Raw genomic sequence first — 26983 nt, forward strand, 5'->3', positions numbered from 1 at the left:
ATGACGAACGAAGAGCAGAAGGCGCCGGCGGGCGGCCGCAAGGCCTTGCGCAAGAAGCTGCTGACCGGAATCGGCGGCGCGGTCGCGCTCGCGGCGGTCGCCTACGGCGGCTGGACGATGTTCGGGCCCGAGGAGGTGTCGACCGACAATGCTTATGTCGGCGCCGACGTTGCCCAGGTGACTCCGCTCGTCGGCGGCGCCGTTCAGGCGGTCAATGTCGCAGACACCCAGCAGGTCCGTGCCGGCGATCTGCTGGTCGTGATCGACGATGCCGATGCCCGCAACGCGCTCGCCGAAGCGGAGGCGCAACTCGCCCAGGCGGAGAACCGCTTCGGTCAGACCAGCGCCACCGGCGGCGCCCTCGCGGCGCAGGTGACCGCGCGGGAAGCGGACATCGCCCGCGCCCGTGCCGAACTCGGGTCGGCCGAGGCCGATCTGCGCAAGGCACAGACCGATCTCGCCCGCCGCCGCAGCGTCGGCGGCACCGGCGCCGTGTCCGGCCAGGAAATTACCGACGCCGTGAAGGCGGAGGCCGCCGCCCGCGCCGACGTCGCCGCGGCCCGCGCCACGGTGCAGCAGGCGCTTGCGGCCCGCGCTGCGGCGCAGGGCGAGCTCCGCGCCAACCGCGCCGTCGCCGGCGGCACCAGTGCCGGCGCCAATCCGGAAGTCACAGCCGCCCGCGTCAAGGTCGAGCAGGCGAAGCTCGCGCTGGCCCGCACCCGCATCCGCGCGCCGATCGACGGTGTGGTCGCACGCCGCCAGGTCCAGCTCGGCCAGCAGGTGAGTCCGGGTGCGCAGATCATGACGATCGTGCCGCTGGCCAAGGTCTATGTCGATGCGAACTTCAAGGAAGGCCAGCTGCGCAACGTCCGGGTCGGCCAGCCGGTGCGGCTGACCTCCGATCTCTACGGCGACGATGTCGTCTATCACGGCCGGGTCACCGGCTTCGCCGGCGGCACCGGATCGGCCTTCGCGCTGATCCCCGCCCAGAACGCGACCGGCAACTGGATCAAGGTGGTGCAGCGCGTGCCTGTGCGGATCGCGCTCAATGCCAGCGAATTGAAGGCGCATCCCCTGCGCGTCGGCCTGTCGATGGACGCCGAGATCGACGTCTCGGCGAAGAGCTGAGCCGCGTCATGGCGGGCAAGCCGGATACCTTTCAGCCGCTGACCGGGGCGCGGCTGCTGCTCGCCGGCTTCACGCTGGCGATCGCCAATTTCATGGTGGTGCTCGACACCACCATCGCCAACGTCTCGGTGCCGCACATTGCCGGCGGCCTCGGCATCGCGCCATCGCAGGGCGTGTGGGTGATCACCTCCTATGCCGTCGCCGAAGCCGTTGTCGTGCCGCTGACCGGATGGCTTGCTCAGCGTTTCGGCGCCGTCCGCAGCTTCGCTTTCTCGCTGGCCGGCTTTGCCTTCTTCTCGCTGCTCTGCGGCCTGTCGAGCTCGCTCACCATGCTGGTCGCCTGCCGGATCGGCCAGGGCCTGTGCGGCGGGCCGCTGATGCCTCTGTCGCAGACTCTGCTGCTGCGGATCTTCCCGCCGGAGAAGCGCGCCCAGGCGATGGGCATGTGGGCGATGACGACGGTGGTCGGGCCGATCGCAGGCCCGATCCTCGGCGGCTGGATCAGCGACAATTGGTCATGGCCATGGGTGTTCTTCATCAACCTCCCGGTCGCGGCGCTCGCCGTCTTTGCGGCGCTGCGCCTGCTCGGCCCCGCCGAGACTCGGACCGAGAAACAGCCGATCGACACGGTCGGGCTGTCCCTGCTGGTGCTGTGGGTCGGCGCGCTGCAGCTGATGCTCGATCTCGGCCGCGAGCATGATTGGTTCGCCTCGGGCATGATCGTCACCCTCGCGATCGTCGCGGTGGTGGGATTCCTGGTGTTCATCGCCTGGGAGCTGACCGAGGAGCATCCGGCGGTGGATTTGAAGGTGCTGCGGCACCGCGGCTTCTCGTTCAGCGTGCTTGCGCTCTCCTTCACCTTCGCAACCTTCTTCGCCAGTGTGGTGATCCTGCCGCAATGGCTGCAGACGTCGCTCGGCTACACTGCGACCGAGGCGGGCCATATCACCGCCCTGAACGGCGTGTTCGCGCTGATCCTGTCGCCCGTCGTCGCGCGCCTCTCCAACAAGGTCGATCCACGTGCCCTCGTCTGTTTCGGGATCAGCTGGTTGGCGATGACCTCCCTGCTGCGCACCCAGTGGACGACGGGTGCCGATTTCTGGACCCTGGCGATGCCGCAGCTGCTGCAGGGGATCGGAATGCCCTTCTTCTTCGTGCCGCTGACCACGCTCGCCCTGGGCGCGGTCGAACCGCGGGAGACGGCGTCGGCGGCCGGCCTGATGAGCTTCCTGCGGACCCTGGCGGGCGCGTTCGGCACCTCGGTGGCGGCAACCTATTGGGAGAATCAGGCGCACGGCAACCGTGCCGAGCTGGTCGGCGAACTCCACGATACCGTCGGCACGGTCGATCGGCTGCGCCACGCCGGCCTCAGCGAGAGCCAGGCGTGGGGCATGATCGAGCGCCTGCTCGATCAGGAGAGCCTGATGCTCGCCACCAACCACTTGTTCATGGTTGCCGCCGGCTTCTTCGCAGTGGCTGCAGCGATCATCTGGCTGGTGCCGAAACCCCGCACCGCCGTTCCGATGGGGGCGGCGCATTAGAGGCTGAGGCCGATCAGGTCAGCCAGCGGCGGCTGCGGGCGTGGGTCGCAAGCCATGCGAGCAGCAGCGCGCCGACGCTGACCATGATCGGCACCGCGAGTCCGAAGATCTCGAGTGCGCCGCTGACGAAGACGATCCAGCCTTCCAGGATCAGCAACGCGACCAGCGAGACGATCAGCAGCGGCTGTGCCCAGGCCTTGCGGAGCAACAAGGCGATGCTGCCGGCGAGGCCTGTGAACGTGCCTATCGCGAACGCGCCGGTGATCCAGGGGGGAATGGTCTCGGCCGCAGCCCGCTCGGCCGCGCTCAGCCCGGCCGCCGGATCGCCGAACAGCCCGACCGAGCTCAGATACATGGCAACCCCGAACGCGTTCCAGACGATCGCGAGCAGCGCCGCGAGCCTGAACCAGAGGGGAACCGACGAGGACAGGGCAGTGGCCATGGCTTGCTCTCCTTCCGTTGCGTGGAACGGAGAGTGCGCCTTCGGCGGCGCCAAGGCAAATGGCCGCGCCGCGCGCAGCGCGTGCCTTGGTGCATGCGGTCAGGACGGCCGCGGCCCCCACAGGATGATCGCCGCGCCGGCAAGGCAGATGGCGGTGCCGATCAGGTCCCACCGGTCCGGACGCACCCCCTCGGCAAGCCGGAGCCAGAGCAGCGCCGAGAGGATGTAGACACCGCCATAAGCGGCATAGGCGCGTCCCGCATGCTCCGCCTCAACGCGCGTCAGCAGCGCGGCGAAAAGGCAGAGCGAGGCGATCCCCGGAACCAGCCACAAGGGTGACTTGCCGAGCTTCAGCCAGGCCCAGAACGCGAAGCAGCCGGCGATCTCCGCCAGCGCGGCGCCGATGTACACGAGGACATTCACCCGGATGGTCTTGCAGGTTGGCAGCCCGGCGGCAATCCGCAGGGAGCGGGCGCCTACTCTGCGTCGCCGACGGTCGGATCTCGACCGCTTCCTCGAAGCGAACCGTGCCGACGCTGTTTGGGTCCGCGTCCCGGAGATCGACACGATGGATCGAAACAGGGGGCATGTGCATCGGAAGCTGGAGAGCCCAATGGCGGGAGCGCGCCAAAGCCATCATTGTACCCGAACGAGCCGGAGTTCCGAGGGCGCGCTGACACCCCGTTTGCGATAGCTCTCGCTCCGCAGGAGCAGCGCCGGGTCGGAGAGATCGAACGCCAGCGCCGTCACGTGGGATTCGTTCTCGGGGTCGAGATCGGTGGCGTCACGATATTCGAAGCGGAGCAGGCGGCCTTGGCTGGTCGGGAGCAAAGTCAAACGGGGCTGATTGCCTTGCGGGCAATAATGCGTGGCGATCAATCCTGCGCCGTCGCGATGATAGAGGGTCAGGGAGTGCGGCCGGCCGTTTCGGGTCCACTCCTCGACCAGAACGGTGCCGCCGGCGGTGAGCGAAAAGCGAATGCGCAAAGGGGAGTCGGTCGCATCGGCAGGGCGCCAGATCCCGACCAGCGCCTTCATGCCGTCGAACTGGGCCGCCACCAAATTCTGGGAGGGTCCAGGCGGCGCAGCAACGGCGGGCAGGCATGCGGCCAGAGCGATCGACACGGCATACCTGATGATCATGCGCTCCTCCCCGGACGCCGGGAGCATAGCCGCAGCCCAGGCGGGATCATAGCCGGCGGAAGCGGTGCAGCGACCGCGTAGCGCGGCAGGATATCATCTGCCCCGGTTTCGCGTCGGCGCTCAGGTGGCCGGCGGCGCGGCCTTCGCCTCGGAGACGTGAAGACGCAGTCCCGGATGGTCGATCACGAACCGGCGGTCGGCGAACATGTCGATGCCGAGAATGACCGCCGGTTGGTCCGCCGCGAAGCCGACGACCTTGAACACCGGCAGATCGGCGATCCGCACGTTCGGGCCGGTGATCAGCGACTCCCCGATGGCCAGTTCGGCGAGCCGCGCCTGCATGCTGGGGGTTGCATGCGCGCTTGCGCCCTTCACGTCTGAGGCCTTGGTCAGACCGGCGCTGTCGGGCGAAAGGCCGATTGCCCGCGCCGCCGCCCAGTTGATGATCGTCCCGCGGGCACCCGTGTCGAGAACCGCCGGCACCTCGATACCGTTCAGGCGGATGGTGAGGCGAGGTGCTCGCTGCGCGTCCAGGACGAACGGCACGCCTTGCGAAAGGCCTTCGAGCATTGCCGCATCCGCCGCGGCGGCGAGGCGCCACTGCCGGGCGGGGATATCGATCTCGACCGCGAAGTCGGCGATCAGGTCGGCGCCGAGGATCCCGTCGACGCCGAGCTTGTCCACCGGTCCGGGCGGGAGCAGAAGGAGCTCGACATCCTCGAAGCTGCAGCCGTCGACCTCGATCCGGTCGACCGCCACTGTCTCGATCTCCACCGTTCCGGAGGCTCCGTTCAACGGGGCTCCGCCCGCCTTGCCGACGAGATCGGGCATTTGCGCCCGCAGGGCGGGCAGGATGGTGGTCGTGCTTGCGGCGGTGTCGATGACGAAGCGCCTCGCCGCCGATCCGTCGATGCTGACCCGGGCGACTGGATGTCCGGACGGCAGCACCTCCAGGGTTTCGGCTGCGGTCGACGCGGCGAGAAGGGCGGAGGCGAAGGCGGTAAGGGCGATGCGCATGGAAAACCTCATCGGGAAGGATTTGCGTTGGCGGCGGGCGGGGCGGCGGACGGCTTCGGCGCCCACAGGGCGTTGACGATCAGCCACCGTTGACCGAACCGGCCGAGGTGGAAGAAATCGACGAACCAAGGCGTCTCCACGCGTGCGACAGCGGCGTTGCCGGAGATGTCGAGGACGCGGACCGATCGGTTCCACTCTGCCCTCGGCGTCTTGAGAGCCCCCTGGGCGGTGAGGGTGGTGAGTTCGTCGGCGGACATCCGCCGCAGCGGGAAGATCTCGCGCGATGTCGCGCTCTCGCTTGCAACGGCACGCTTGGCCAGATCGGGATGCAGCGCGCTTGCGACCCGTTTGGCGTCGCCCTCCAGCTGTCCCTCGACATAGTCGCGCGCCACCGCTTCGATCGCCGCGACCGTGCCCGCATCGAGCGCTGGCTGCGCGTGTGCCGCCGAAGCCGGTACAAAGACGGCTGCCGCCACCAATGCTGTGATCCTGTTCATGTCGAGCCCTCCGCCGTGCTTGCCGAGCTGTCTGGTAGGACCCTCCGCTGCGCCCGGCACCGGCGCTGCGACCGGTCCGGCTCCGGCCGCGCCGAGGACGCAGGCGAGCGATGAAGCCGGTCGACGCTGCGACCGGGCTGGACGCGCGCCATCCGGGAATGCTGTATTCCGGGCGGCATGACAGACGAGATCCCCGCTTCTTCCCGCACGGATGTGCGGCAAGCGATCGCCCTCACGATCGCGACCTGGGCGCTGTCGGCCGTCCTGTACCTGATCCCCTTCCACGTGTTCAGCGGCGTGACGCTCTATGTGTTCCTCACGGTTCTGATCATCTGCACGATAGGTGCGATCCTTTCGGCCGGTGTCTACGTGGTGGTTCGGCGCACCCGCAGCCGCCACCCGGCGGTTCGGCTGGCGGCGCTCGGCGGCGCGGTATTCGCCATGTCCGGCATGCTCGCGCTTGTCGATGCGTCTACCAGCGAATGGATTGCGCGCCTCGCCGTCTCGCCGCAGAAGCCGGCTCCGTTCGGCCTTCGCGCCACCAACAATTTCGCCGCGCTCGTCTGGCAATTCGCGCTGCTTGGGGCGGCGTTCACGGTGATCGAAGCCAACAACCTGGCGCGCGACCGCGAACGCGAACTCGCACGCGCCCGCGAAATGGCGAGCAAGGCCGACGCCGCGGCGAGCGCCGCACGACTGGCGGCGTTGCGCTACCAGCTCAACCCGCATTTCCTGTTCAACACGCTCAACGCCATTTCCTCGCTGATCGTCACTCGGGACTATGAACCGGCCGATGCGATGCTCGGCAAATTGTCGGAATTCCTGCGCGCCACTTTGGCAGCGGCGCCCGAGGCGCTGATCGCGCTCGAGGACGAACTCGCCACGTTGCAACATTATCTGGAGATCGAGAGCGCACGCTTCGGCGAGCGGCTCGAAGTCGCGTTCGTCTGTCCCTCCGAACTCAACGACGCACTGGTGCCGAGCTTCGTGCTTCAGCCTTTGGTCGAAAATGCGATCAAATACGGCGTCGCGCCGTCGGCCGAGCCTGTCGCCGTCCGGGTGGAGGCGACCACTGACGGTGATATGCTGGTGATCTTCGTCGAGGACGACGCGGTCCCCGGCGACGCGCCGGCCAAGCCTGGTACCGGCCTCGGTATCGCCAACATCCGTCAGCGGCTGGAGACGCTCTACGGAAGCGGCGGCACGCTCGAAACGGCACGGCGCGATCGCGGCTTCGTGTCCATCCTGCGCATCCCGCTCGCGCGGCGACGCGCATCCCTTCCGGAGGGGGCGGCATGAGCCGGCTGCGGGTGCTGCTCGTCGACGACGAGCCCCTGGCGCTGCGCCGGCTTTCCACGCTGTTCGAGGATATCGACGACACCGAGATCGTCGGAACCGCCGCGACCGGACGGGAGGCGGAGGCGCAGATCGGCAAGCTGCGCCCCGATCTCGTCATGCTCGACATTTCGATGCCGCAGAAAAGCGGCCTCCGGGTTGCCTCCGATCTGCCCGAGGCGGAGCGGCCGGAGATCGTCTTCGTGACCGCGTTCGAGCAATATGCCCCCGACGCCTTCGAGGTGGAGGCCGCCGATTATCTGCTCAAGCCGGTGCGCTTCGATCGCCTGCGTCAAGCCGTCGGGCGAGCCCGGCGGCGGAGGTTGTTACGTGATGCCGAAGACAGGCTCGCCGCCTTGCCTCAGACCGACGTCCCGCGAGGCGCGGACGCGATCTGGGTCCAGGTGGCGGACGGACAGGTTCGTCTGCCGGTCGACCAGATCGAATGGATCGAGGCCGCCAAGGATTATGTGCTGATGCACACCGCCACCCGCAGCTACATCCACCGCATCTCGATGACCGCGCTCGAAGACTATCTCGATCCCGGCGCGCTGATGCGCGTCCACCGCTCGACCTTCATTCGGCCGGCACTGGTTGCGGGGGTCCAGCGGCTCGGGCGCGGACTGATCGCTCTCAAGATGCGGGACGGCGCCGTGGTGCAGGTCGGGCCGAGCTACGTGAAGGCGGTGCTGGCGCGGCTCGGCCTTGCCCGTGAGGCTGAATGAGCCTGCCTTAGGCGCGCCGGACATTCGTCGGCCGGCGCTTCGGGAGACGTCTCACCGTCGGGGAACGACCAGGCCGATCCACAGAATTTCGCTGTCAGCAAGCCGTAGCGGCCCGCAGCCGATTCCTGTACCTTCGAACGTGCAAGTTCATGGGGGGAAACATGGCAACGCTGACGACAGGACTGCCCGGCCTTGGGCGCGACGACCGCTTCTTTCTGATGCTGGCGATTGCGATGGCGCTTACGGTCGTCGCCGGCTTTTCGCTGCAGCTCGCCATGGGCCGCTCGAGCTTCGCCTCGCCCGTGCATGTTCACCTGCATGCCTTGCTGTTCTTCGGCTGGGTCACGCTCTACGTCGCTCAAAATGTCCTCGTCACCCGCGGAACGCTCGCGTTGCACCGGCGGCTCGGCTGGATCGGGGCAGCGTGGGCCGCGGCCATGGTCGGCGTCGGCATCTACACCACCGCGAACATGGTGCGGAACGGCACCGCGCCCTTCTTCTTCGAGCCTGCCTATTTCCTGGTGATGAATTCGCTGAGCGTGCTCTGCTTCGCCGGTCTCACCGCCGCCGCGATAATCCTGCGGCGACGTACCGACTGGCACCGCCGGCTTCATGTCTGCGGCATGGCGATGCTCACCGGCCCCGCCTTCGGCCGGCTGCTGCCGATGCCCTTGCTGATCCCGCATGCCGGCTCGGCGGTATTTGCGGCGCTGATGCTGTGGCCGGCGATCGGCATCGCCGCCGACCTGCGCCGCCGCGGTCGCGTCCACCCCGCCTGGTGGTGGGGCATCGGCGCGATGTTCGCGACGCAGGCCGCGATGACGCTGATCGCCCACAATCCGCTTGGCCTTGCGATCTACGATGCCGTGACCGCGGGCACGCCCGGCGCGCGGGTCGCCCCGCTCGATTTTCCGCCGCCGCCGGCCGGGCCGCTGATCACCGGGCGCTAGGCGCGACACTAGCCGACACGGTTCTCGCCCGCCAAAGTGCGCGCCACGAAATCAGGGAGAGCGGCATGGCGTGGGCGACGTGGCTTCTGGCGGGATTCTTGCTGTGCGTCGCGACCTTGCCCGCGGCGGCGCAGACCTGGACCGCCGACAATGGCGACGGCACGTTCACCAATCCCCTGTTCTACGACGAATTCTCCGATCCCGATCTGATCCGGGTGGGGGACGATTACTATCTCACCGGCACGACGATGCACGTCATGCCGGGGCTGCCGATCCTCCACTCGCGCGATCTCGTGAACTGGAAACTGCTCGGCTACGCGTTTGATCGTATGGATCTCGGCCCCGACATGCGGCTGGAAGGCGGCAAGAGCATGTACGGGCAGGGCATCTGGGCGCCGAGCTTCCGCTATCACGACGGCGTCTTCTATATCTTCTCGAACATCAACGGGCATACCACCCAGGTCTTCCGCGCAACCAATCCCGCGGGCCCGTGGACGCGCACGCCGATGAAGCGCTCGCTCCACGATCTCGGCGTGCTGTTCGACGACGACGGCAAGGTCTATGTGGTCTGGGGCTATCGCGAGGTGCGGATGGCGCAGCTCAATGCCGCGCTCGACGACATCGTGCCGGGCAGCGAGCGGGTCATCATCCACGCGGACCAAGGGATGGGCGAGGGTGCGCATCTCTACAAGATCGACGGCCGCTACTACATCACCAGCGCGTGGTATTCGGGGCGGATGCGCATGCCGATGGCGCGCGCGGACACGCCCTACGGCCCTTACGAGGTCAACCATGCCGTCAGCCTCGACGAGGGCTGGGGGAGCGCCGAGGGATATCGTCACCGCGGGGCGCCGAAGCCCCCGTTCGACATCGTGCCGCCGACGACCACCCCGGGGCGCAACGTTCTCCACCAGGGCGGCTTCGTGCAGACGCCGAAGGGCGAATGGTGGGGCTTCTCGATGACCGACTTCAACTCGCTGGGACGGCTGACCGGGCTGTCGCCGGTGACGTGGAAAGACGGCTGGCCCTTTTTCGGACTGCCCGGGAATCTCGGGCGAACGCCGCGGACGTGGATCAAGCCGGCGGGCGGCGCAACCGCCAAGCCGTTCGCGCCTTATGCGCGCGACGATGCCTTCACCGGTCCGGATCTGGGGCGGGTTTGGCAATGGAACCATCTTCCCGACGACAAACGCTGGTCGCTGCGGGAACGGCCCGGTTTCCTGCGGCTGCACACGCTTCCCGCCACCGATCTGCTGACGGCCCGCAATTCGCTGACCCAGCGCGCGATCGGACCGCGCTCGTCACCGACCACTGTGCTCGAGACGAACGGTCTTCGCGACGGCGACATCGCCGGGCTGGCGCTCCTGGGCCTCCCATGGCGCACGCTCGGGGTCCGGCGTGAGGGCGGAGCACTGGCGATCGAGTTCCGCGACCAGAAGGACGACACGCGCGTGCGGGTGCCATTTGCGGGCAAGCGGATCTGGCTGCGCGCGGATTGCGATTACCTCACCGAGCAAGCACGCTTTTCCTACAGCCTCGACGGCCGGCGCTTCACGCCGATCGGCGATCCGTTCGTGATGGCCTTCCAGCTCCGCACCTTTCAGGGCATCCGTTACGCGCTGTTCGCCCTCAACGATCGTGGGCGGGCAGGCGGTTATGCCGATTTCGACAGCTTCGCAGTCGCGGAGCCAAAGTCCAAGGGGCTGATGCAGCCGGTGCCGCTCGGCAGGGTTGTGACGCTCACGCCGCAGGGATCGGCAATGGCCCTGAGCGCGCATGAAGGTTCGATCCTCGTCCGGAGCGGCGGCGAGGCGGCCCGCTTCCGGGTCCGGGACATGGGCGCGGGCCGGGTCGCGCTCGCGCTTGCGGATTCCCATCTGTCGATCAACGCGACCGGCGACGCCTGGCTCAAACCCGGCGCCCCGGGCGCAGGCGAGACCTTCCAGTGGATGGAGACGGTCTATGGCGAGCCGATGCTGATGTCGCTGGCCACGAACCGCTATCTGTCCGTCGACCCGCTGAGCGGCCAGGTTTCGGCCACGAGCCCCGGTGCGCGCTCCGACCGCGCCGATCATGCGCGATTCCTCGTAACCGAGGTCGCCGGCAAAGAGCGGTGAAGGGATCAGGCGAACGGCGTGGCGAATTCGAGGCGGATGCCGCCCGGAATGAAGACCAGGAAGTGCCGCGTCGCCGAGCCGGGCCGCATCGGCTCCGGCGCAACATCGACGGTCACCTGCGGGTGAGCGTGCACCGTCTCCCAGACTGCATCGAGCGCTGCATCGTCGGCCACTGCGAGCGACAGGTGGTGAAGTCCGATATTGGCACGCCGATCGAACGCACGCGCCGTGATCGGATCGGCGGCCCGCCAGAGCGTCAGCAGGATCGCGCCGTCCGAGACGAAGACGGAAGGGTAATCGGGCACGCCGCCCACCTGATCGAAGCCGAGCGTGTCGCAGAAGAAGGTCTTTGCCGCGTCGAGATCGGGCACGGTGAGGCCGATATGGTGGACTCCGCGCGTCAGCTTCATGATCCTTGTCCTTCCAGTTCGGCGACGCGCGCCCGCAGGCTCTCGAGTTCGGCGAGCAGCGGCCGCGTGGCCCCCGCGATCTCGGCTTCGGTAAATCGCCGGGTGATGTGCTGCGGGCAGTTCCAGTCGAAACCGATCACGTCGATCAGGAAGGCGCGCTCCGCCTCGGGGCCTTCGGTCGTCACCGACGCCAGGTCGGCGGGATCGATGCTGACGCGCGCCCGGCCGATCAGCTTCAGCCGGCGCCGGTTCGGATAATCCATCAGGAACAGGGCGACGCGAGGTTCCGCGTTCAGGTTTGCGGCCGAAAGATATTGGCGGTTGCCGTCATAGTCGGCGAAGCCGATCCGGTTGCCGGCGATCCGGCGGAGAAAGCCCGTCGGTCCGCCGCGATGCTGGACGTAGGGCCAGCCGTCCTCGGTGACGGAGGCCATGTAGAAGCTGTCCCGGGCGGCGAGAAAGTCCGCTTCCCGATCGGTGAGAAGGTCGGCCGCGCCGGCTTTCGCCTCCATGCGCGCATAGGAGTCGCGGGAGCCCGCCGCCTGCTGGAGCGCACGAGCGCCCGGGCCGAACATCTTGTGGAGATAGGTCGCTGCCATGCCCCGAAGGTAGAACGTTGCCGAAATGGTGATAATGGCCGAGAAACGAGGTTCACCATTGCACGAGGAGGAACGATGGACCGCTTCGAGAGGCTGACGGTCTTCGTGGCGGTTGCCGAGCAGCGTGGCTTCGCCGCCGCGGCGCGCGGCCTCGGCCTGTCACCGGCGGCGGTGACTCGCGCCGTGGCCGGGCTCGAGCGCCGGCTCGGGGTGACCCTGCTCCACCGCTCGACTCGCGCGGTGTCGCTCACCGACGAAGGTGCGGGCTTTCTCGATCGGGCGCGGCGGATCCTCGCCGATCTGCGCGAGGCCGAGCAGATCGTGGGCGGGGGCCGATCGGTTCCGCGCGGTCAGCTCTACGTCACCGCGCCGGTCCTGTTCGGGCGGCTGCACGTGCTGCCGGAGATCGAGGATCTGCTGGCGGCGCATGACGGACTCAGCGCGCGGCTGATGCTGGTCGATCGCAACGTCCGCATCGTCGAGGAAGGAATCAACGTTGCGGTTCGGATCGGTGTGCTTGCAGACAGCGCCTTGCGGGCTGTCGCGATCGGCGCGGTACGGCAGACGATCGTCGCCAGCCCCGCCTATCTGGCGAAACATGGAGCCCCTTTCGATCCGGCGGATCTGCGCCGGCATCGATGCATCCTCGGCAACGGCGCCCGCGTCGCCAGCGCCTGGAGCTTCGGAGCCGACGGGCGCACGATCGTCGAAGTGGCGCCGCGGCTCACCGTCAACAGCATCGATGCGGAGATCAGGGCCGCCGAAGCGGGCCTGGGGCTGGCGAACCTGCTGAGCTATCAGGTCGCCGACGCGATCGCCGCCGGACGGCTCGTGCCCGTGCTCGCGGATCGCGCGCCGCCTGCGCTGCCGGTCAGCCTGCTCTACGAGGCCGCACGCGCCTCCATGCCGTCGATCCGCTTGTTCATCGACGCCATGCGCGCGCGGGCACGCCGTGGCGCCTGGACCTGAAGTTGACGCCGCTCTAGAGGTCGAGCAGCACCCACAGCCGCGCGATCCTGCCGTCGACGATCTCGGCGGTGTCGATTCCGGCGACGGTCGGCTCTGCGCCGGCATCACCGGCACGCCAGGGCAAGGATGCCATGCCGTGATGGCCAAGGGCGCGGCCCTGTGGAACGAATCGGAAGTCCGCCCCGAAGCGGGCAAGCAGGGCGCCGGCAACGTCGGAAATGGCGTCGCGGCCGCGGATCACGGCATCGGGTTCGTACATCACGGGGTCGGCAGCATAGAGCTCGGCGATCGCCTCCGCCCGCCGCGCGGCATCCCGCTCGTTGAACACGCGCTCCAGATTGGAGCGCAGCAGGTGATCATGGTCCGGCTCCGCGACGCCTGCGGAGTTCGGTTCGGCATCTGACATCGGTGCACCTCGCGTGAAGACCTCGATTTGGAGCCAGGAGGGAATGATGAGTCAAGCCCGGGCTCTGCATTGAGGCGCGTGGTAGGATACCGCGGCTTGCCTGGCTGGCGGGTCGACGAACCTCAGTGCTTGTCATCACGAAGGCCGGCTGCGATAAAGAACAGGCCGAAAATAGAGTTGCAGGTCGGTAGCTCCTGCGCCCGGATCCCGGGTTCTTCTCAGCCGCGGCGTTGACCCAATGGCTTGGGAAGACGCTGGCGATTCGTTTGGCGTTTTCCCGGCTGATGCCGAGGACATCCGATGGTACCGATCTCGATTGCAGCCCTTGTCTGTGCAGCCCTGTTCACCGGGGCGGCAGGCTATATCAGCCTTGTCGAACACCCGGCACGTCTTGGCCTCGACGACGCACCTCTGCTCGCGCAGTGGCAGCCGAGCTACAGCCGGGCCTTGCCGCTTCAATCCGGATTGGCCGTCGCCGGCGGGCTGGCCGGCCTTGCCGCCTGGTATCTGTCGGGCGCGGGGTTGTGGGTTGCGGGGAGCGTGGCCCTGCTCGCCAACTGGCCGTTCACATTACTGGCGATCATGCCGACCAACCGCCGGCTCAAGGCCATCTCTCCCGGTGAGGCGGGGCCGGCGAGCCGCAAGCTGCTGGTGACGTGGGGCAAAATCCATCATGTGCGAAGCGGCCTTGGCCTTGCTGCCGTGATCCTGTTTGCGATGGCATTGGCGGACATGCGCTGAAAGAACGTGCCGGGCGCGAACGACGCTTCAATGCGGGCTTCAATTGCCGCCCTCCATCCGCCGAACCTCCTCCGCAACGCCGCCCTTCGGGCGCTCGGCACTGATCCGATCCTGCATCTTCGTATCGAGGCTGGACCGCATCTGCCGCAGGACGGGGTGGCAATCGGTGATCCGACGGCCGTAGGTCAGATTGAACCGGTAGTCGAAGCCGGGCGGGTTGGCGCCGATCAGATGCTGCAGCATCGTCTCGATTTTGTCCAAGCCCTTGGCCATCAGGCTCTCCGCCGAGCAGCCGCTATCATAGTCCGCGCACAAGGATCCGATGCGCTGCCGGAGGTCTTCGGGAAGGGGCGTGCACAGTTCGCGAAGCGCCTCCCGCTCCCGTTCCTTTCTGCCGTCGTCGGCAGCCTGGAGCGGCGCGGGCACGTCGCCGGTAATGGCCTCGGCGAGATCATGGACCACGCACAGCTGCAGCAGCCGGAGAAGATCGACCTGCTTGAGGTCGTCACCGAGCAGCATGGCCAGCAGGCACAGGCGCCAGCTGTGATCGGCCGTACTCTCCTGACGGCCGCTGGCGGTCCGGCCCGTCCGCAACGTGTCCTTCAGCGCCGATGCCGACTGCAGGAAGTCGAGGATGCCCTCCAGCCGGGTTGGGTCGACAGGGGGATTGAGGGGGTGATCGCTTCTCATCCCGTCACCCTATCGCTGCCGGGCCGTGGAGGAGAGGAATAGATTATGCGTGTGCGTCAGCCGATCGTCGTCGTCAGACGGCCGACCCGGCCATCGGCGAGCGGGAGCGTTTCCCAGAGCATATGGCTCCGCGGCACCGGAACGTCCGATCGGCCGTTGCCCTCGGTGCGCACCTCGAGTGTCTGATAAGGGCGCTCGAACCAGCCGCGCTCGAACAGTCCCGCCTCCGCGGCCTCGATCTCCGGACTGGCAAAGCGCCATAGCGACCTGCCAATGAGGTCGGAGATGTCGGTCCGCCAGCTTGCCGCTCGGCTGCGGGATGCGGCGAGGAGGGTGTGCGTTGCGTCGCAGATGAGATGGACCGGGCGCTGCGAGGATTCGACCAGTCGCTTCAGCCCGGCATCATGATCGTTGCCGACCGAGGCGGAGATCAGCGCGACGATCCGCGCCCGCTGCGCCGCATCCGGCCGGTGGCTTCCGCTCTCCCAGCGCGACACACATCCCTGGGAAACGCCGAGCGCCTCCGCCACCGCGCTTTGCTTGACCATGTTCAGCCGCCGGAATCGTCTGAGCGCGGGGCCGATCGGAAGCTCGGAGATCATGGGGGCTCCGGTGGTTGTCGGGTGGGCCCGGTTCAAAGCGGTCGGGTTCGCGGAACCATCTGTGCACGCCGTGTCGGCGGGAGCAAGCGCAAACGAACAGGAGGAAGAATATGAAGGACGCGAGGGGTGGTAAGGCCCACGTCGTGGCATCGAAACCGCGGCGGATATTCGGGCCAGGCTGATCCGAGCCCGACCCGAAATTCCGTTGACGCGCTTATTCCGGATCGCTGCCTTCGAGGCCCGCCAGCCGCGGACCGACGGTCTTGGCGACGTCGACGCGAACCGAATCGTTGTGCGCTTTCACCGTCTTCATGACCTTGCCCTCTCGGTCGAGCAGAACCGCGCCTTCGTCGGATCCTTCCGGAGCCAGGCGAACGATCAGCGGCGCGGGATGAAGCCGGTTGCTCGCTCCGTTAGCGCCGTCGACGACTGCTCCGACGCCGCCGCCGAGCAGAATGTTGCCGAAGGTCGATCCGCCGAGCTTCGACTGGATCAGCACATAGGTCGGCTTGTGGCCGGCAAGCGTGATGTCCGCCCGCAGATCGTCCTTGCGCCGAAGCTCGATCTCGCACGGGGTCGTGCACGTCTTGCCGTTGCTGAACCGAACGCTTGCCCCTTCCGGACGCGTCTGGGTCTTGTAGTCCGTCTTGGTGCCATTGACGACCGTCGCGCAGCCGCCGAGGTTCACAGCCGCCGCGGCTGCGAGCATGATCATGATCTTTTTCAACGAAAGTCCCCGTTTCCCGCCAGCCGACGTGGCTGACCCCGGGACGGGTATCGCGAGCAACATACGGGCGGACAAGGCTGATCGGAGTGTCACCGCTCCCAAAACGACACAGCGATTGCCCTGGCTAGTCCGTTCGGCGCACTTGATCTGATCTCGACCTTTCCGACTGAGACTTCCGCTGGCTCCCTCGATACTCCCTCAGCCGCCGCCGGTTTCCGCTGCGCGCGCGGCGACGAGGCGGTCGATGTTGCGCAGGAACACGGCGAGCACCGGCGACGGATTGTCGGCGCGGTAGCCGGCCGCGATCTCGATCACCGGGCCGTTGCCGGCGAGCGGGCGGCTGACGAGGGAAGCGGGCAGTAGCGCCTTCACATAGGCCGGCAGCAGGGTGACGTTCTTGGTCGAGGCGACGAGGGAGATGCCGGTGGCATAGCTGTCGAGAAAATGGGTCGGCGCCATGCTAAGGCCGCGCTCGGCGAAATAGCGCTCGACGATCCCGCGCAGCACGTGCGGCGTATCCGAATAGCCGATGAACCCCTGCGGATCGATGTCGCGGGGATCGATTTCGCGCCGCGCCGCGAGCGGGTGCTCGCGCGGCAGGATGACGACGATCGGCTCGTGCGCGATGATCTTGTAGGTGACGTTGGGCTGCGGCTCGATCCGCGAGAAGCCGAGGTCGATCTCGCCGCTTTGCACCGCAGCGCCGATCGCCGGGGAAAAGTCGCTGGTCACCCGGAAATCGATCGACTGCAGCTCGTCGCGCAAGAGATGGGTGACGTGTCGCAGCCACTCGACCTCCTGGCCGGTCAGGAAGCCGACTGCGAAACTGGCCTTGACCGGCCGCGCTGCCCGGCGTGCGGCGGCGACGGCCTCGCCGGCCTGAAGCAGGGTCAGCCGCGCATGGTCGAGGAACACGCGCCCGGCCGGGGTCAGCGTCACGCCGCGCGGGCCGCGCACCAGCAATTGCGCGCCGATCTCGAGCTCGAGATCCCTGAGCTGCCGGCTGAGCGACGGTTGCGACGTGTGGAGCCGGTCCTGCGCGGCCTCGGTGAGGCTCCCCGTCTCGGCGATGGCAACGAAGTAGCGAAGGTGGCGAAGCTCCATTCGCCATGCCTTACAGGCATGGCAGCTGGACATGCAAAGTCTTTGTCGCCGCTGCGGTCTTCTTCTATTTCGGAGGCGTCGAGAGAGATCGACCTGCCTCATGGCTATGGCAGGCGTCCACCAGATGAGCGGCAATCCAGCATGGAGACGGTGTCTCCGTGCATGCGAGCCCGTGCGTCCGGCGGACCGCCTCAGCCCAAGGGAGGTGCGATGTCCTCGGCACCCACGCGCCGCCACGAGCCCAATGCTCTGCGGCGCCCGTCAGAAGGAGATGCACAATGACCAGGATCCTCATCGTCCTGTCCGCCGCCGACACCTGGACCCGTGCCGACGGCTCGAAATATCAGAGCGGCGTCTGGGCCGAGGAATTCGTCGTCATGGACGAGAAGTTCGTCGCCGAACGCTGCACGGTCGACATCGCCACGCCCGGCGGCGTCGCGCCGAAGATCGATCCGCACAGCATGAACCCGGATGTCGTCGGCCAGGCCAATGTCGATCACTTCCGCCACTATCTCGAGTCGATCGCCGATCGCCTTGCTCACCCGCTGGTGCTCGCCGACATCGACGGTCGCCGCTACGACGCGATCGTCATTCCCGGCGGCCACGGTCCGGTCGAGGACCTCTACAAGGATGCCGACATGGGCCGCATCCTCGCCGAAGCCGATCGCGCCGGCATCCTGATCGCCCCGGTCTGCCACGGCCAGGCCGCTTTGCTCGCGGCGCGCGGTCCGAACGGCGAGTGGCTGTTCGCCGGCCGGGCGATGACCTCGTTCAGCGACGAGGAGGAGGTCGAGCTCGGCACCGCCGACAACGCTCCCTGGCTGCTCGCAGACACCTTGCGCAAGTCGGGCGCACGCTACGAAAAGGGGCCCAACTGGGGCGCCCACGTGGTGCGCGACGGCAACCTGCTCACCGGCCAGAACCCGGCCTCCAGCGCGCCGCTGGCCGACGCGGTGCTGGCGGCGCTGCGCTGACGCCCAGCGCCAAGCGGAGGCGGCGTGCCCCCCCGGCACGCCGCCGCCCGCTCAGCCCTGGCCCACCCTGGCGGCGTGAAGCACCCGCAGCGAGGCCAGGATCACCCAGAGATAGCTGGCGGCGAACAGCAGCCGGTTGGCCCAGCCGACATAGCCGCTGACCCCGGCGGGCAAGGCGGTGAGCGGCGCCGCGTCGCGCGACATCTCGACGCCCGCGGCCTTGAGCGCGCCGAAGAACAGCATGAGCGCCACGATCATGGTCATGAAGGCGATCCAGGGCAGATGCGCGCTCCACAGCGGCGGCGCGGCGATGTCGGTCCGGCGCGCCATGGCCAAGGTGACGAGCACGCACGCCGCGCAGAGCGCAGGGATGCCGATCATCGCCGCCGGCCCGTGCAGCTTGTGGTTGATGTCGAACAGTCCGCCCATCGTCTGTCCGACGCCGCCGACAAGCAGGAGGGCGAGTGCCCATTTGCCGAGGAGAGTCTCGTGGAGCGGCCACAAAGCCGCAATCAGCGCGAAAGAGGCCGATGCCCAGGCGAGAAAGGTGAGGGTCAGCAGCGCCGGATATCGGCCATTGGCATATTCGCTCACCATCCGCCACGACGGCGCCAATTCGGGGCTGACGACATGGAGCCCGAGCAGCGCGGCGGCGGACACCAGGGTGGCGAGGATCGCCGTCCAGGCGGCGGGCGCGGCCCAGCCTGTGGCTTGAACTTGCTCGACGAATGTGTCCACGCTGATCCCTCTGTGTTGGCCCCATCTGGCTAATTGGATGTAGCTTGCTGCAATGAATGAGTCAAAAACCAAAAGGACCTATTCTTCGGCGGCCCGGGCGGAGGCGGCGGAGGAGACGCGCGCGCGCATCCTCACCCGCGCACGCGCCTTGTTCGGTACGCACGGGATCGAGGCGGTGACCATTGCCGAGATCGCCCGGCAATCCGGGGTCTCGGCGTCGACGGTCTATGCCGTGTTCAAGTCCAAGGAAGGCATCCTGCGCAGCCTGATGGAGCAGGCGCTGTTCGGCCCGAGCACCCAGGCGGCCCAGCAGATTCTGGCGAACGTCGGCGACCCGGTCGAGGCGATCGCGCTGACCGCACGGGTCTCCCGTTCGATCTACGAAAGCGAGAGCCGCGAGCTCGGCCCGCTACGGAACGTCTCGGGCTATGCGCCGGCCCTGCGGACGATCGAGGAGGAGTTCGAACAGGCCCGCTACGCCATGCAGGAGGAGCGGCTCGATCGGCTGTTCGCCGCCGGGCTCGCCAAGCCCGGCATCAGCCTCGCCGAAGCGCGGCGGATCCTGTGGATGTACACCAGCCGCGACGTCTATCGCATGCTCGTGGTCGGCGGCGGGTGGACGCACGACCGCTACGAGGAATGGCTGTCGCAAACGCTCGTGGAAGCGCTGGTGAATGCGCTCGAAATGGGCGGTCGGGCGCAGCGCGGATGAGGGCGGAAGGGCGATGCGACAGGCGGGGCCATGCCTGTTCGCATGCCTAGCGAAACAATAGCGGGAAGAAGCGGTCTGGTGACCTTCGGCCTGTCCGGCGAAAAGTCCCAATGGCGCTTGAAAGAAATCGATGCGGATTGAAGCACATACGTGCTATATTCAACGAATCACGGGAGCCCTATTTAGCAATCCTGTGGCTGAGAGAAGTTGATTCCTCCCGCTTAACGCAATGGAGGAACCGATGTATTTGCATGCCAACACGAGCGCCGAACGCGAAATCTCTTTCGATCTGTTCGCCGAGTGCGAGGCCGAGGTGCAGAAGTTGCGCCAGACCATCGTTCATCTCGGCAGGGTCAGCGCGATGGGAACGACCGCGGCGATGGTGGTTCACGAACTCGCGCAACCGCTGACGGCAGCCTACAATTATCTCGCCGTCGCACGGCGATCGTTGCCGGACGAAAGATGCGCGGAGATCGAACAGCTCGCCAAGGCCGTCGAACTGGCCGAGCTGTGCCTCGTCCAGGTGTCGGACGTCATTCGAAGCGTCAGGGGTGCCGCGTCGACGCATGCGGTCGCGCACCATGCGGTCGACCTGCGAACCATCGTCGATGATGTCTTGCGCCTTTATGGCGCGGCCTGGGACTTCACTCTGGGGATCGAGATCATGCCATGGGCGGCTCTCGTGGTCGGAGACCCGATCCAGCTGGGGCAGGTCCTCCAGAATCTGATCAGGAACGCCGCCGATGCCACCGCCGGCCAGGCCGATCGATCGCTCACCATGAATGCGGATATCGTGCGCGGGATGGTCGAGGTTCGGATCGAGGACAATGGCCCCGGCATTCCGGACTCGCACAAGGCCGATCTCTTCTCGCCGTTCAACAGTACGAAAGCCGACGGCCTCGGTGTCGGCCTCTCGATATGCCGGACGATCGTCGAGAACCACAAGGGGCGGATCTGGATGGAGCGTCTGCCGGCCGGCACGGCCTTTTGCTTCACGCTCCTCCCGGCATAGGTCCCCTCGGGGCTCGGCTGACGGCCATGCCCGTTGCTGCGGAGATCATGCGCGCTGCACCCGGGCTCGTTCGCACGTGAGACCCGGAAACACGCGTCCCGAGGCTCGGAGGGGCCGTGGCCTCAGGATCGTGTACCGGCTTCCAGTCTGCCCGCGATCCGGCGGAGGAAGCGTGGCGCTCCCGGGGAGGTAAGGGTGAGATCGTACCAGCCGTCGGTCTCGCGCACGGACCAGATCGGGGCGCGCCGCGAATCGGCCGCGGGCCAGGCGGCATGCCGGTCGCTCCGGGCACCCGGCGTGACGACCAATCCGGCCGGGTCGGGCGACGTAAGGCGGATCTCCTTCGCCGGCGCGTCCAGCCGCCAGGAAAGGCGCCCGGTCAGTGCCGCGTCGCGGGCGTCGCCGGCGAAATGGCGGTGGAACCCGTTGGGCCCCAAAACCCAGAGATCGTAGGCGCCATCCGGTCCGTGCGCGTCCCAGGCGCCCGCCAGTTGCTTGTCCGCCTCCACCGTGTAGCGGCGGGGAAGGCGGTCCAGAACGAGGCGGTCGTAGACGTGGAAGACCGCGCCGGCAGTTCCGCGGGCGTCGAAGGTCAGACGGAGGGTGCGGCCGTGGCGCGCTTCCGCCACGTCGAGATCGTAGGGCAGGGGACGTGCGGGGCGGGTGCCCGGCTCCTGCCGGAGCGGCTGCGGCCTCGCCGGTGCGGCCGGGGTGACCTGGCCCTTGATCGCCGCGGCGCGGGCGGCGGCGGGCCGCGGGTCGGGCAGGGGCCCGGCCCGTGTCTCGTTCGGTCGGGCGAAGTCGAAGGCGGAGGTGAGATCACCGCAGATCGCACGGCGCCAGGGGGAGATGTTGGGCTCGGCAATGCCGAAGCGGCGTTCCAGGAACTGAAGCACCGATGTATGATCGAACACTTGCGAGTTCACCCAGCCGCCCTTGCTCCACGGCGAGACGACATAGCAGGGCACCCTCGGACCGAGGCCATAGGGGCGGCCACGCAGCGCCTCCAGGTCGTCCTTGGCGTCGGCCGCGCTCGGCACGTCGTGATATTCGCCCGCAATGCTGACGGTCGACGCGCCGGCGAGGCCGGCCGGGGCGGCGGGGTCGCGCGACGGCGGGGCCGGCGGCGGAACGTGGTCGAAGAAGCCATCATTCTCGTCGAACATGATCAGCAGGGCGGTGCGGCTCCACACCTTGGGATCGGCGGTCAGCGCGTCGAGCAATTCGGCAGTGTAGGCGGCGCCCTGCGCCGGGCTCGACGGGCCCGGATGCTCGGAGCCGGCGGCGGTGGCGATGATCCACGACACCTGCGGAAGCCGTCCCGCGAGCACGTCGGAGCGGAGGGTATCAAGGCCGCGCGTGGTCAGCGCCCGCGCGCGCAGTTGCGGATCGGCGCCGGGCGCCCCCGCATGCGCCGCGCGGAAGCTGGCGAAGCCGACCAGGGGATTGTCGGTGAAGTTGTCGGCCATGTCCTGGTAGATGCGCCAGTCGATTCCCGCCGCCTGCAGCCGCTCGGGATAGGTCGTCCAGGAATAAGGTTCGGCGGCGCCGCCGTCGGCGGGGAAGCTGTCGTGCGAATTGGCAATGGCCGGGCCGCCGTTCCGGCCGGAGGGATCGTTGGTGCCGGTCCACAGGAACAGGCGGTTGGTGTTGGTGCCGGTCTGCGCCGAGCAATGATAAGCGTCGCAGAGCGTGAAGGCATCGGCGAGCGCGAACTGGAAGGGCAGGTCCTCGCGGCCATAATGGCCCATCGCACGCTCGGTCTTGTGCGCGGCCCAGTGGGCCATGCGGCCCTGGTCCCAGGCCCGCTGCGCATCCGGCCAGCCGTGCGGAGTCCCCTCCATCCGCATCAGCGCCCAGTCGCGCTGCGTGGCGAGGTGAAAGGGCGAGACCGCGCGCGCGCCTCCATCGGTGCCGGTGGCCTGCTGCCAGACATCTCTAGCCGGTCCGGGCACCGGGATCGGGAACGGATCGGCGAAGCCGCGGACTCCGCGCAAGGTGCCGAAATAATGATCGAAGCTGCGATTCTCCTGCATCAGGATGACGATATGCTCGACGTCGCGGATGGTGCCGGTGCGCACGTCCGCGGGAATCGCGAGCGCCCGCGCGATCGACGGCGGGAATGCGGCGAGCGCGGCGGCGCCGAGGCCGCCTTTCAGCAAATGACGGCGCGGAATACGGGTCACACGGCCTCCAGCCTCTTCGATCCTTGTGCCATGCCGAAGCGCGCGATGCTGCGCACCCGGCTGTCGGCGCGGCGCCGGTCCTCGACGATGCGCAGGTCGGCGGTCAAGGCACGCCGGCCGATATCGAGCAGCGCATAGCCGGCCTGCTCGACGTCGCTGAAGCGGATGTGCGGATTGTTGGCGCGGGCGTCGCCGAAGCGCCCGGCGGGCGGCGAGGCGGCCGCGAGCGCCGAGGTGACGATCTCGCTCGCCACCGGCCGGCCGGCGCGATCCCTGACATCGCTGACCCAGAAGGAATGAACGTCGCCGCTCAGCACGACCGGGCTCTGCACGTTCGGGCCGGCGAGGTCGGCGAGCAGCCGGTCGCGGCTGGCGGCATAACCGTCCCATTGATCGCTGAACGTGGCCCGCCGCTCGCCGTCGAGAAACAAAGGTGCGAAGAAGACCTGCTGGCCGATCAGGGTCCACGGCCGCCGCTCGCCGGCGAGGCGGCGGGAGAGCCAGCCTTCCTGGTCGCGCCCGAGGATCGTGGCAGCGGGCGCCCTCGCCGCGGCGCAGCCCTCGAGGCGCACGTTACGGGCGACATTCGGCTCCGCGCAGGGCGGCACGCTGCGATATTGACGCGTGTCGAGCACCGACAAAGAGGCGAGATCCGCCCAGTCGACCGCGCGGAACAGGCGCGGCGACGGCCGGCGTCGCCACAGGCTCGGGCGGATCGGCATATGTTCGAAATAGGCCTGGTAGGCGGCCGCCCGCCGCTTGGCGAACAGCACCGGCGGCACCCCGTCACGGTTGGCGAGCCCGGCATAATCGTTGAGCAACTCGTGATCGTCCCAGGTCACCAGCCAGGGGCAGGCGCGATGCGCGGCCTGCAGGTCCGGATCAGTCTTGTAGAGGGCGTGGCGCCGGCGATAGCCGGCGAGATCGATCGGATCGGGCGCGCCGAACGCGCGCACCACTGGCTGGCCCGGATAGGATTGCTCGTAGATGTAATCGCCGAGCTGCAGGATGAGATCCGGCGCCTGCGCGACGATGTCGCGATAGGCGCCGAAACGGGCCTGCTCCCAATGCTGGCACGACGTCACCGCCAGCCGCAGCCGATCGGCGGTTCGCGGCACCGTTGCCGTCCGCCCGACGGCACTGGTCGCCCCGAGCGCGTGGAAGCGATACCAGTAAGGCCGCCCCGGCGTGAGGCCCGCCAGTTCGACATGCACGCTGTGGGCATGCTCGGGATGGGCCGTGATGCTGCCTTTGCGGACGATCGTCCGGAAGGCCGGGTCGGCGGCGATTTCGAAGCGGACCGGAACGGGCGCCGCAGCCAGCGCGGTCGCGCCGGGCCCGACCAGCCGGGTCCACAGCACGAAGCCGTCGTCGCTGGGGTCGCCGCTGGCGACGCCGAGGCCGAACGGATCCGTGTCGCTGCGCGCGCCGAAATCGATCGCGCATGCGGGGGCGGCGGCGAGCCCCGCCATCGCGGCGAGGATCGCCCGCCGATGCCATTCCGTCGAAGTCACGCGCCCTCGGTAGGCGGGGCCGATGACGGGAATGTGACCAAGTAGCGTCATGAAACTGAAATCCCCACGTCACCAACCTGTCGCGGCCGCGGCCTAGGGCGCCGGCAGACGCCCCAGATGGCGCCCTGATTGAGGAAAAAACGTGCTCTCGAAGACGATGCTCCTGGCTTCGGCCGGGTCCCTGGCCCTGCTCGCCGCGCCCGCCGTTCACGCCCAGGCCGCGGCCGACGCGTCCTCGCCCGCCGATCCCGCCGCCTCTGCGGAGCAGGGCGAGGAGATCGTGATCTACGGCACCGGCAAGGTCCGCCAGGAACAGACGATCAACGAGGCCGCACTCGACATCCTGCCGCCGGGAAGCTCGCCGCTCAAGGCGGTCGCCCGCCTGCCCGGTGTCGCGCTGCAGAGCTCGGATCCGTTCGGCAGCTACGAGCTCGGCACCCGCCTCTCGGTGCGCGGCTTCAACCAGAGCCAGATGGGCTACACGCTGGACGGCGTGCCCCTGGGCGACATGTTCTACAACAACCATAATGGCCTGCACATCAGCCGCGCGATCGCGGCCGAGAACATCGCGCGGGTCGACGTGTCGCAGGGCGCCGGTTCGCTCGCCATCGCCTCCACCAGCAATCTCGGCGGCAATCTCGAATTCATATCGCGCGCACCGTCGCAGGAACTGGGCGGCGAGATCGCGGCCACCTACGGGATGTACGACACCGTCCATCTCTACGGCCGCATCGACAGCGGCGAGCTCTCCACCGGCACCCGCATCTCCCTCTCGGGCGTCTACCACGATGCCGACAAGTGGAAGGGCTACGGCCAGCAGACCGATCGCAAGATCAACGGCAAGATCGTCCAGCGGATCGGTGCCGCGACCCTGACCGGCTGGCTGAATTATTCGCTCCACAAGGAGCGCAATTACGCCGATCTGTCGCCCGCGACCCTGGATCGGATCGGCTACGATCTCGATTTCCTGCGCCCCGATTTCGACACCGCCGTCCGGCTCTCGCAGATCAGCGCCAACCAGACCGCGTCGGCGGCAAAGCGGCCGCTGCCCTTCCCGACCGCCGGCCTGGTCTTCCCGACCCCCTACACCAACGTCAACGACACTTATTATGACAGTGGCGGGGTGCGCAGCGATTATCTCGGCGCGCTGACCCTCGCCGTGCCGGTGACCGACTGGCTCGCCGTCTCGGCGACCTATTACCACCATGACGACAAGGGCTCGGGCGGCATCTACACGCCGGCGGTGTTCTCGCCCGACGGTTTCCCGCTGTCGGTGCGCACCACCGAATATGGCATCAACCGCGACGGCGGCATCGTCAACGCCACGGCGACCCTCGGCGATCACACGCTCCAGGCCGGCTATTGGCACGAGGACAATGACGCGATCACCGATCGCAATTATTATGCCGTCAGTCAGAGCAACCGGCCCGACGTGACCGACTTCCTCGCCAATCCGTTCCGCTCCGATTTCCTCACCGATCTCACCACCGTCACCAATCAATTCTATGTCAGCGACAGCTGGCGGCTGAGCGATGCGCTGACCATCGCCGGCGGCTTCAAGGGCGCGCGGGTGGAAAACGGCATCACCACCAATGCCGGCACGCCGTTCATCAACGGCAAGATCGCCGCCAGGGACTGGTTCCAGCCGCAGATCGGCGCCACCTACCGCACCGGCGGCCAGGAATTCTTCGCCAATTATGCCGAGAATATGCGCGCCTACATCAGCTCGTTCCGCGGGCCGTTCGGCACCACCCAGGTCGGCTTCGAGGCGATCCGCGACGTGCTGAAGCCGGAGACGTCGCGGACGATCGAGGCCGGCTGGCGCTTCGAGACGGGGCCGGTGCGCGGCGTCCTCGCGCTCTACGACGTCAAGTTCGAGAACCGGCTGCTCGCCGCGTTCAGCGGCGCCAACATCCTCGGCAATCCCAGCATCCTGCAGAATGTCGGCAGCGTCACCAGCCGCGGCGTCGAGATCGCAGCCACCTACCGGGCGAGCCGGGCGGTGTCGCTGATCGGCTCCTATTCGTACAATGACAGCACCTACGACGACGACACCGTCAACGGCGCCGCGCTCGTCGCTACCAAAGGCGTGCGGACCGTCGACACGCCCGCGCACCTCGCCAAGGGCGAGCTCAATTACGACGACGGGCGGTTCTTCGGCAATTTCGCGGGATCGTACACGTCGAAGCGCAACGTCACCTATACGGGCGACGTCACCGTCGGCGGCTACGTCCTGTTCGACGCCGCGCTCGGCTACCGCTTTCCCGAAGGCGGGCCGCTCGCCGGCTTCGAGCTGCAGATCAACGCGGCCAATTTGTTCGACAAGAAATATATCGCAGCGCTGGGATCGGGCCAGTTTTTCAACACCGCGGCCTCGCTCAACAACACCCTGCAGGCCGGATCGCCCCGCCAGGTGTTCGGCACGATCCGCAAGCGTTTCTGAGGATGGCGCGGGTCAGGCCGGCGGCCTGGCCCGTGTTCAGGCGCCGGTGAACGGGTCGGTGGCGCGCACCGGACGGTGGAGGATGTTGGGATTAGCTGTGACCGGCGGCGGTGTGAATCGATGCTTCGTCCTTCACGCTCCAGGACGCGCGGGGCGCGTCTTGTGGGCGTGGCCCTACTTCCCCATGATCGTGTCGATCAGCGCCGTCTGGACAGACAGCGCCTCGGCAGGCTCCTGCTTGGCCGCGTCGTTGGGGCGTGC

27 protein-coding genes are annotated in these 26983 nt (G+C 67.8%); 12 read left to right on the top strand and 15 right to left on the bottom strand.

The features are described 5' to 3' along the window. Together C7I55_RS01540 and C7I55_RS01545 are read left to right on the top strand one after the other, a co-directional pair. A complete protein-coding gene (locus tag C7I55_RS01540) occupies window positions 1–1128 on the top strand; it encodes an efflux RND transporter periplasmic adaptor subunit (RefSeq protein WP_106511631.1) in 1128 nt (375 codons plus the stop codon). An 8-nt stretch (window positions 1129–1136) separates the two neighbouring features. Continuing rightward, window positions 1137–2669 carry a DHA2 family efflux MFS transporter permease subunit gene (locus C7I55_RS01545; RefSeq protein ID WP_106511118.1) on the top strand — a complete coding sequence of 511 codons (1533 nt, stop codon included), beginning with the start codon at window positions 1137–1139 and terminating at the stop codon, window positions 2667–2669. A 13-nt stretch (window positions 2670–2682) separates the two neighbouring features. Here the strand turns inward: C7I55_RS01545 and C7I55_RS01550 are convergent, their stop codons facing one another. The 5 genes from C7I55_RS01550 to C7I55_RS01570 form a co-directional block, all read right to left on the bottom strand. Continuing rightward, window positions 2683–3111 carry a hypothetical protein gene (locus tag C7I55_RS01550; protein ID WP_106511119.1) on the bottom strand — a complete coding sequence of 143 codons (429 nt, stop codon included), beginning with the start codon at window positions 3109–3111 and terminating at the stop codon, window positions 2683–2685. A gap of 99 nt (window positions 3112–3210) precedes the next feature. Then, window positions 3211–3534: a YnfA family protein gene (locus tag C7I55_RS01555; RefSeq protein WP_106511120.1), complete on the bottom strand. Its 324-nt coding sequence runs from the start codon at window positions 3532–3534 to the stop codon at window positions 3211–3213. A 213-nt stretch (window positions 3535–3747) separates the two neighbouring features. After that, window positions 3748–4254, bottom strand: a complete 507-nt coding sequence (locus C7I55_RS01560) for a hypothetical protein (RefSeq protein ID WP_106511121.1) — start codon at window positions 4252–4254, stop codon at window positions 3748–3750. Window positions 4255–4374: 120 nt separating this feature from the next. Beyond that, window positions 4375–5271 carry an aspartyl protease family protein gene (locus C7I55_RS01565; protein ID WP_158266234.1) on the bottom strand — a complete coding sequence of 299 codons (897 nt, stop codon included), beginning with the start codon at window positions 5269–5271 and terminating at the stop codon, window positions 4375–4377. An 8-nt stretch (window positions 5272–5279) separates the two neighbouring features. Next, a complete protein-coding gene (locus C7I55_RS01570) occupies window positions 5280–5768 on the bottom strand; it encodes a nuclear transport factor 2 family protein (protein ID WP_106511123.1) in 489 nt (162 codons plus the stop codon). Between the two features lie 177 nt (window positions 5769–5945). Between C7I55_RS01570 and C7I55_RS01575 the strand changes: the two genes are divergently transcribed. From C7I55_RS01575 to C7I55_RS01590, 4 genes are all read left to right on the top strand, one after another. Next, window positions 5946–7067 carry a sensor histidine kinase gene (locus C7I55_RS01575; protein ID WP_106511124.1) on the top strand — a complete coding sequence of 374 codons (1122 nt, stop codon included), beginning with the start codon at window positions 5946–5948 and terminating at the stop codon, window positions 7065–7067. Then, window positions 7064–7828 carry a LytR/AlgR family response regulator transcription factor gene (locus C7I55_RS01580; protein WP_233221987.1) on the top strand — a complete coding sequence of 255 codons (765 nt, stop codon included), beginning with the start codon at window positions 7064–7066 and terminating at the stop codon, window positions 7826–7828. The genes C7I55_RS01575 and C7I55_RS01580 overlap by 4 nt, the downstream gene beginning before the upstream one ends. 161 nt (window positions 7829–7989) lie before the next feature. Beyond that, window positions 7990–8778 carry a hypothetical protein gene (locus C7I55_RS01585; RefSeq protein ID WP_233221988.1) on the top strand — a complete coding sequence of 263 codons (789 nt, stop codon included), beginning with the start codon at window positions 7990–7992 and terminating at the stop codon, window positions 8776–8778. A 65-nt stretch (window positions 8779–8843) separates the two neighbouring features. After that, window positions 8844–10895, top strand: coding sequence for a glycoside hydrolase family 43 protein (locus C7I55_RS01590; RefSeq protein WP_106511125.1), 2052 nt, complete (start codon window positions 8844–8846; stop codon window positions 10893–10895). A gap of 5 nt (window positions 10896–10900) precedes the next feature. Here the strand turns inward: C7I55_RS01590 and C7I55_RS01595 are convergent, their stop codons facing one another. Next, on the bottom strand, window positions 10901–11305 hold the full coding sequence (locus tag C7I55_RS01595; protein WP_106511126.1) for a VOC family protein: 405 nt from the start codon (window positions 11303–11305) through the stop codon (window positions 10901–10903). Next, a complete protein-coding gene (locus tag C7I55_RS01600) occupies window positions 11302–11904 on the bottom strand; it encodes a pyridoxamine 5'-phosphate oxidase family protein (RefSeq protein ID WP_106511127.1) in 603 nt (200 codons plus the stop codon). Before C7I55_RS01600 ends, C7I55_RS01595 begins: the two co-directional genes overlap by 4 nt. Window positions 11905–11979: 75 nt before the next feature. Here C7I55_RS01600 and C7I55_RS01605 point away from each other — a divergent pair, with 75 nt between their 5' ends. Beyond that, window positions 11980–12873 carry a LysR family transcriptional regulator gene (locus C7I55_RS01605; protein WP_106511128.1) on the top strand — a complete coding sequence of 298 codons (894 nt, stop codon included), beginning with the start codon at window positions 11980–11982 and terminating at the stop codon, window positions 12871–12873. A gap of 13 nt (window positions 12874–12886) precedes the next feature. On the opposite strand, the gene C7I55_RS01610 is transcribed toward C7I55_RS01605, so the two are convergent. Then, entirely contained in the window at window positions 12887–13279 is a 393-nt protein-coding gene (locus C7I55_RS01610; RefSeq protein ID WP_106511129.1) for a nuclear transport factor 2 family protein, read from the bottom strand. A gap of 300 nt (window positions 13280–13579) precedes the next feature. Here C7I55_RS01610 and C7I55_RS01615 point away from each other — a divergent pair, with 300 nt between their 5' ends. After that, window positions 13580–14020, top strand: coding sequence for a DUF1772 domain-containing protein (locus C7I55_RS01615; RefSeq protein ID WP_106511130.1), 441 nt, complete (start codon window positions 13580–13582; stop codon window positions 14018–14020). 39 nt (window positions 14021–14059) lie between these two features. Here C7I55_RS01615 and C7I55_RS01620 read toward each other — a convergent pair whose 3' ends face one another. From C7I55_RS01620 to C7I55_RS01635, 4 genes are all read right to left on the bottom strand, one after another. After that, a complete protein-coding gene (locus tag C7I55_RS01620) occupies window positions 14060–14710 on the bottom strand; it encodes an HD domain-containing protein (protein ID WP_106511131.1) in 651 nt (216 codons plus the stop codon). A 56-nt stretch (window positions 14711–14766) separates the two neighbouring features. Next, entirely contained in the window at window positions 14767–15312 is a 546-nt protein-coding gene (locus C7I55_RS01625; protein ID WP_106511132.1) for a helix-turn-helix domain-containing protein, read from the bottom strand. A gap of 214 nt (window positions 15313–15526) precedes the next feature. Next, the gene (locus tag C7I55_RS01630; RefSeq protein ID WP_106511133.1) at window positions 15527–16039 is read right to left on the bottom strand and encodes a hypothetical protein; all 513 of its coding nucleotides are present in this window, start codon (window positions 16037–16039) and stop codon (window positions 15527–15529) included. 198 nt (window positions 16040–16237) lie between these two features. Further along, on the bottom strand, window positions 16238–17143 hold the full coding sequence (locus C7I55_RS01635) for a LysR substrate-binding domain-containing protein (protein ID WP_106511134.1): 906 nt from the start codon (window positions 17141–17143) through the stop codon (window positions 16238–16240). Window positions 17144–17421: 278 nt separating this feature from the next. Between C7I55_RS01635 and C7I55_RS01640 the strand changes: the two genes are divergently transcribed. Continuing rightward, on the top strand, window positions 17422–18117 hold the full coding sequence (locus tag C7I55_RS01640) for a type 1 glutamine amidotransferase domain-containing protein (RefSeq protein ID WP_106511135.1): 696 nt from the start codon (window positions 17422–17424) through the stop codon (window positions 18115–18117). Window positions 18118–18168: 51 nt separating this feature from the next. Here C7I55_RS01640 and C7I55_RS01645 read toward each other — a convergent pair whose 3' ends face one another. Next, a complete protein-coding gene (locus tag C7I55_RS01645; protein WP_158266235.1) occupies window positions 18169–18855 on the bottom strand; it encodes a DUF998 domain-containing protein in 687 nt (228 codons plus the stop codon). A gap of 52 nt (window positions 18856–18907) precedes the next feature. Between C7I55_RS01645 and C7I55_RS01650 the strand changes: the two genes are divergently transcribed. Beyond that, complete coding sequence (locus tag C7I55_RS01650; RefSeq protein WP_106511137.1) at window positions 18908–19567, top strand: TetR/AcrR family transcriptional regulator; 660 nt, start codon at window positions 18908–18910, stop codon at window positions 19565–19567. Window positions 19568–19808: 241 nt separating this feature from the next. Then, entirely contained in the window at window positions 19809–20579 is a 771-nt protein-coding gene (locus tag C7I55_RS01655; protein WP_158266236.1) for a sensor histidine kinase, read from the top strand. Window positions 20580–20701: 122 nt separating this feature from the next. Here the strand turns inward: C7I55_RS01655 and C7I55_RS01660 are convergent, their stop codons facing one another. Together C7I55_RS01660 and C7I55_RS01665 are read right to left on the bottom strand one after the other, a co-directional pair. Next, on the bottom strand, window positions 20702–22765 hold the full coding sequence (locus C7I55_RS01660) for a phosphocholine-specific phospholipase C (protein WP_106511139.1): 2064 nt from the start codon (window positions 22763–22765) through the stop codon (window positions 20702–20704). After that, window positions 22762–24279 carry an alkaline phosphatase D family protein gene (locus tag C7I55_RS01665; RefSeq protein WP_158266237.1) on the bottom strand — a complete coding sequence of 506 codons (1518 nt, stop codon included), beginning with the start codon at window positions 24277–24279 and terminating at the stop codon, window positions 22762–22764. Before C7I55_RS01665 ends, C7I55_RS01660 begins: the two co-directional genes overlap by 4 nt. Window positions 24280–24421: 142 nt before the next feature. On the opposite strand from C7I55_RS01665, the gene C7I55_RS01670 reads away from it, so the two are divergent. After that, on the top strand, window positions 24422–26722 hold the full coding sequence (locus C7I55_RS01670; protein ID WP_106511141.1) for a TonB-dependent receptor: 2301 nt from the start codon (window positions 24422–24424) through the stop codon (window positions 26720–26722). Window positions 26723–26983 lie beyond the last annotated feature (261 nt).

The sequence above is a fragment of the Allosphingosinicella deserti genome (assembly GCF_003012735.1).
Lineage (GTDB): Bacteria > Pseudomonadota > Alphaproteobacteria > Sphingomonadales > Sphingomonadaceae > Allosphingosinicella > Allosphingosinicella deserti.

Excerpts from the sequence above, each read along its gene's own strand:
- C7I55_RS01625 (WP_106511132.1), bottom strand. The coding sequence starts at position 15,312 with ATGATCTCCGAGCTTCCGATCGGCCCCGCGCTCAGACGATTCCGGCGG.
- C7I55_RS01620 (WP_106511131.1), bottom strand. The coding sequence starts at position 14,710 with ATGAGAAGCGATCACCCCCTCAATCCCCCTGTCGACCCAACCCGGCTG.
- C7I55_RS01570 (WP_106511123.1), bottom strand. The coding sequence starts at position 5,768 with ATGAACAGGATCACAGCATTGGTGGCGGCAGCCGTCTTTGTACCGGCT.
- C7I55_RS01540 (WP_106511631.1), top strand. The coding sequence starts at position 1 with ATGACGAACGAAGAGCAGAAGGCGCCGGCGGGCGGCCGCAAGGCCTTG.
- C7I55_RS01550 (WP_106511119.1), bottom strand. The coding sequence starts at position 3,111 with ATGGCCACTGCCCTGTCCTCGTCGGTTCCCCTCTGGTTCAGGCTCGCG.
- C7I55_RS01590 (WP_106511125.1), top strand. The coding sequence starts at position 8,844 with ATGGCGTGGGCGACGTGGCTTCTGGCGGGATTCTTGCTGTGCGTCGCG.
- C7I55_RS01565 (WP_158266234.1), bottom strand. The coding sequence starts at position 5,271 with ATGCGCATCGCCCTTACCGCCTTCGCCTCCGCCCTTCTCGCCGCGTCG.
- C7I55_RS01650 (WP_106511137.1), top strand. The coding sequence starts at position 18,908 with ATGAATGAGTCAAAAACCAAAAGGACCTATTCTTCGGCGGCCCGGGCG.
- C7I55_RS01580 (WP_233221987.1), top strand. The coding sequence starts at position 7,064 with ATGAGCCGGCTGCGGGTGCTGCTCGTCGACGACGAGCCCCTGGCGCTG.
- C7I55_RS01610 (WP_106511129.1), bottom strand. The coding sequence starts at position 13,279 with ATGTCAGATGCCGAACCGAACTCCGCAGGCGTCGCGGAGCCGGACCAT.
- C7I55_RS01545 (WP_106511118.1), top strand. The coding sequence starts at position 1,137 with ATGGCGGGCAAGCCGGATACCTTTCAGCCGCTGACCGGGGCGCGGCTG.
- C7I55_RS01605 (WP_106511128.1), top strand. The coding sequence starts at position 11,980 with ATGGACCGCTTCGAGAGGCTGACGGTCTTCGTGGCGGTTGCCGAGCAG.
- C7I55_RS01585 (WP_233221988.1), top strand. The coding sequence starts at position 7,990 with ATGGCAACGCTGACGACAGGACTGCCCGGCCTTGGGCGCGACGACCGC.
- C7I55_RS01595 (WP_106511126.1), bottom strand. The coding sequence starts at position 11,305 with ATGAAGCTGACGCGCGGAGTCCACCATATCGGCCTCACCGTGCCCGAT.
- C7I55_RS01575 (WP_106511124.1), top strand. The coding sequence starts at position 5,946 with ATGACAGACGAGATCCCCGCTTCTTCCCGCACGGATGTGCGGCAAGCG.
- C7I55_RS01655 (WP_158266236.1), top strand. The coding sequence starts at position 19,809 with ATGTATTTGCATGCCAACACGAGCGCCGAACGCGAAATCTCTTTCGAT.
- C7I55_RS01560 (WP_106511121.1), bottom strand. The coding sequence starts at position 4,254 with ATGATCATCAGGTATGCCGTGTCGATCGCTCTGGCCGCATGCCTGCCC.
- C7I55_RS01600 (WP_106511127.1), bottom strand. The coding sequence starts at position 11,904 with ATGGCAGCGACCTATCTCCACAAGATGTTCGGCCCGGGCGCTCGTGCG.
- C7I55_RS01640 (WP_106511135.1), top strand. The coding sequence starts at position 17,422 with ATGACCAGGATCCTCATCGTCCTGTCCGCCGCCGACACCTGGACCCGT.
- C7I55_RS01615 (WP_106511130.1), top strand. The coding sequence starts at position 13,580 with ATGGTACCGATCTCGATTGCAGCCCTTGTCTGTGCAGCCCTGTTCACC.
- C7I55_RS01635 (WP_106511134.1), bottom strand. The coding sequence starts at position 17,143 with ATGGAGCTTCGCCACCTTCGCTACTTCGTTGCCATCGCCGAGACGGGG.